General features: G+C 70.6%; 2 protein-coding genes. Both read left to right on the plus strand.

The window, feature by feature from the left end:
- On the plus strand, nt 1-1,911 hold a 1,911-nt coding region (locus tag RM1_RS25755), incomplete at its 5' end, for an ABC transporter ATP-binding protein (RefSeq protein WP_143187351.1).
- Nucleotides 1,912-2,020: 109 nt separating this feature from the next.
- Nucleotides 2,021-2,331: 2-oxoglutarate dehydrogenase E1 subunit family protein (locus RM1_RS26010; RefSeq protein WP_176580256.1), on the plus strand; the 311-nt coding region annotated here is incomplete at its 3' end.

The raw sequence follows: 2,331 nt of genomic DNA on the forward strand, positions 1-2,331 counted from the left end.
CTCGGCGACGTCGCGGCGACCCCCGAGCTGCGGGCGGCGGTCGAGGCGCTGCCGCCCGCGACCGAGGACCCGCGGATGGACGACGCGGGCCTCCGCAGACCCGATCCCGATTTCCGGCTGTCGTCGCTGCTGCGGCCGGTGCGCTGGATCCTGGCCGCGGTGGTCGCGTGCCTCGCGCTCGATTCGCTCGCGGGTGTGCTGTTCCCGTCGATCGTGAAGTTCGCCATCGACCACGGCGTGGTTCCCGACCGGCCGTCGGCGCTGTGGTGGGCGACCCTCGCGGGGGTCGCGCTGGTGGCCGCCAACTGGGCCGTGGTCGCGGTGATGACGGTGATCACCGCCCGTGCCGGCGAGAAGGTCCTCTACGGCTTGCGGGTGCGCAGCTACGCCCACCTGCAGCGGCTCGGGCTCGACTACTACGAGCGCGAACTGTCCGGCCGGATCATGACCCGGATGACCACCGACGTCGACGCCCTGTCGTCGTTCCTCCAGACCGGCCTGTCCACCGCCGTGGTCAGCGTGCTCACCGTCGTCGGCATCTCGGTGGCGCTGCTGCTCACCGACGTCGTCCTCGCGCTCGTCGCCCTCGCCGTGGTGCCGCCGCTGCTCGTCGCCACCCTGATCTTCCGGCGGGTGTCCTCCGTCGCGTACTCGGTCTCACGCGAACGCATCTCCATCGTGAACGCCGATTTCCAGGAGAACATCGCAGGCCTGCGCGCCGCCCAGGCGTATCGCCGCGAGGACTTCGCGGCGGAACGCTTCGCTGAGCGGTCGGACAGCTACCGCAGCAGCCGGATGCGCTCGCAGCTCGCGATCTCGATCTTCTTCCCGTTCATCACGCTGCTCTCCGACCTGGCGCTCGCCGCGGTGGTGCTGGTCGGCGCCCGCGAGGTCGCAGCCGGTGATGCCACCGCGGGGACGCTCGTCGCGTTCGTCCTCTACCTCGGCCTGCTTTTCGGTCCGATCCAGCAGCTCTCGCAGGTGTTCGACGGCTATCAGCAGGCCAGCGTCGGCCTGAGCCGCATCGGTGACCTGCTGCGCACCTCCAGCTCTTTGGAGGAGCCCAGCTCCGTCGAGACCGTGACCCAACCGGACCCAGTTCCGATCGAGGGCCACCTGCGCGGCGACGTCTCCTTCGGAGCGGTGAGCTTCCGCTACGGCGGCGCCGAACGGGAGGCGCTGAGCGGGGTGGACCTTCGGATCGAGTCCGGGACCACCGTCGCGCTCGTCGGCAAGACCGGCGCGGGCAAGTCGACCGTGGTCAAGCTGCTCGCCCGGTTCTACGACCCGAGTACCGGTTCGGTCCGCGTCGACGACGTCGACCTGCGCGCCTACCCGCTGCACCGGTACCGCGGTCGCCTCGGCGTTGTCCCACAGGAGGCACACCTGTTCTCGGGGGACGTGGCGAGCAACATCGCCTACGGCAGACCCGACGCCACCCGTGACGAGATCGTGGCCGCGGCCCGCGCGGTCGGGGCGCTGCAGACCATCGCCGACTTCCGGGGCGGGATGTTCCAGCCGATCGGGGAACGAGGCCAGGGCCTGTCGGCCGGGCAGCGACAGCTGATCGCCCTTGCCCGCGCCGAGCTGGTCGACCCCGACCTCCTGCTGCTCGACGAGGCCACCGCGACGCTCGACCCCGCGACCGAGCGGACCGTGCTGGAGGCGGGCCGGCTGCTCACCCGCCGCCGGACCGCGGTCATCGTGGCGCACCGCCTCGCGACCGCCGCGCAGGCCGACCTCGTGGTCGTGATCGACGACGGGCGGATCGTGGAGAGCGGTCGGCACGGCGAGCTGCGGCGTGCCGGTGGTCACTATGAGCGACTCTGGGATGCAGCGCAGAGCCAGGAGGGGAATAATTCGCGGGGACTAACCGTCATCGATAGTAGAGAACCCGGCGGCCTGAAGTGATGTACTTCACTCGGCGGGCGCCCGGTGCGCGCTCGTCACAGATGGGGTCTAGCCTCAGGTCTATCCGCGCTGATCTGGGACCAAGAGAGAAACGAGGCGAACACCTGCCGTGAGCAGCAGTTCTACGTCACAATTCGGACAGAACCAGTGGCTGGTCGACGAGATGTACCAGAGGTTCCAAAAGGACCCGGCATCCGTTGACGCGAGTTGGCACGAATTCCTCACCGATTACACGCCAGATGCTTCCGGCGCCGGCAACGGCGTGAGCACCCCCGTGGTGCCCGCTGCACCGGCCCCGACGAACGGCACCGCCGCGCACGCCGCGACGAACGGCACGCCGCCGGCACCGGCCGCAGCCGCGCCGCCTGCCCCCGCACCGGCAGCCCCGGCCCCGGCCCCCGCGGCAGCTGCACCGGCAGC

It is taken from the genome of Rhodococcus maanshanensis NBRC 100610, assembly GCF_001894865.1.
Classification (GTDB): Bacteria; Actinomycetota; Actinomycetes; order Mycobacteriales; family Mycobacteriaceae; genus Rhodococcus_G; species Rhodococcus_G maanshanensis.